1 tRNA gene is annotated in these 210 nt (G+C 45.2%); it reads left to right on the plus strand.

The features are described 5' to 3' along the window. Positions 1-136 precede the first annotated feature (136 nt). Positions 137-210 (plus strand) — tRNA-Ile (locus ACOEN1_RS13600).

A 210-nucleotide genomic window follows, 5' to 3' on the forward strand; every position in this document is an offset into this window, starting at 1 on the left:
AGCCGTATCGGAAGGTGCGGCTGGATCACCTCCTTTCTAAGGAAGATAATTCAAGTTCTCACACACTGTTTGTTATAATATATTCCCTGTTTGCAATTGTGAATTGTGCATTGTGAATTGGGAATTAATCAATTATGGACTTGTAGCTCAGGTGGTTAGAGCGCACGCCTGATAAGCGTGAGGTCGGTGGTTCGAGTCCACCCAGGTCCA

Source organism: Gudongella sp. DL1XJH-153 (assembly GCF_049310905.1).
GTDB lineage: Bacteria > Bacillota > Clostridia > Tissierellales > Tissierellaceae > Gudongella.